General features: G+C 56.7%; 1 protein-coding gene. It reads right to left on the bottom strand.

Annotated elements, in window-relative coordinates:
* Positions 1 to 273 precede the first annotated feature (273 nt).
* Positions 274 to 1,338: IS256 family transposase (locus BN1129_RS06550; protein WP_042035327.1), on the bottom strand; the 1,065-nt coding region annotated here is incomplete at its 5' end.

Genomic DNA, 1,338 nt, shown 5'->3' with positions numbered 1-1,338 from the left:
ATCACTATTTTTATCAAGCGCGCCCCAGCCCTCACAAAGGGCTGGGGCGCCTTTGTGCATATCCGTGGTGGCGGCCCACTTTGTTTTGAGTGGTTATTCCCGAGGGATTACCCAAGCGCATGGCCATGCCGGAATGGATGCAGGAATAGAACGACGACAGAGAACAAGTGTGGGAGGCATAAAGTGAACAGTAACCGCCAGGGCGTCAGCGCCCAGACCGTCAGCAGGAAAGAGTACGAGCCTGTAAATAATTCTGTGTAACTGCCCACTCCATTACAGGTGACCGTTCAGGCGATCACCGAATTCGATAATAAAACGATTTAGGGCAAGCTTCCAATTCTGGATCGGCATGGTCCATTTCTTGGAGGCCTGCTGTATCGCGAGAAACGCCACTTTTAGCGCCGAGTCGTCGGTCGGGAAGAGCTTCCTTTGCTTGGTCGCTTTACGCAGCACGCTGTTCAGTGACTCGATCGCATTGGTGGTGTAAATCACCTTCCGGATGGCGGGGGGATAATCGAACAGCGTGATCAGATTAACCCAGTTACTCTGCCAGGAGCGCGTTATCTGCGGGTACTGGCTATCCCAGCGCTCGCCGAAGGCCGCCAGCGCCTGCTGAGCCTCACGTTCCGTCGCAGACTGGTAGATCTGCTTCAGCTCCGCCGTCACCGCCTTGTAGTCCTTCCAGGAGACATAGCGCAGCGAGTTGCGCACCATGTGGACGATACACAGTTGAACCTTGGTCTGCGGATACTCCACAGCAATCGCATCAGGGAAGCCCTTGAGACCATCCACACACGCAATCAGGATGTCTTCCAGGCCACGGTTCTTCAGCTCGGTCAGGACCGACAGCCAGAACTTTGCCCCTTCGGTCTCGGCCAGCCACAGGCCCAACAGCTCCTTGTGACCCTCCATATTGATGCCCAGTGCCAGATAGAGCGACTTGTTAATCACCCGCTGGTTCTCGCGGATCTTCAGCACAATGCAGTCCAGATAGACGATGGGATAGAGCGGATCCAGCGGCCGGTTTTGCCATTCGTGGACCTGCTCGATGACGCGTTCGGTCACCTTCGATACCAGCCCCGCCGAGATGTCGGCGTCATACATCTCTTTGAACGCGTCAACGATATCCCGGGTGCTCAAGCCCTTGGCGTAGAGGGCGAGGATCTGGTCGTCCATCTGGGTCAGGCGGGACTGGCCCTTGCGGACAAACTGAGGCTCGAAGGACGAGTTACGGTCACGAGGGGCCTGGATGGTGACCTCCCCGTGCTGCCCTTTTAGGCGCTTGGTGGAATAGCCATTACGATTGTTGCCGGTCCCGCGGCCTTGTGGGGCGTGTTT

Source organism: Aeromonas popoffii (genome assembly GCF_000820025.1).
GTDB lineage: Bacteria > Pseudomonadota > Gammaproteobacteria > Enterobacterales > Aeromonadaceae > Aeromonas > Aeromonas popoffii.
The sequence above is the reverse complement of the archived record's forward strand: the minus strand, read 5'-3'. Positions and strand labels throughout refer to the sequence as shown.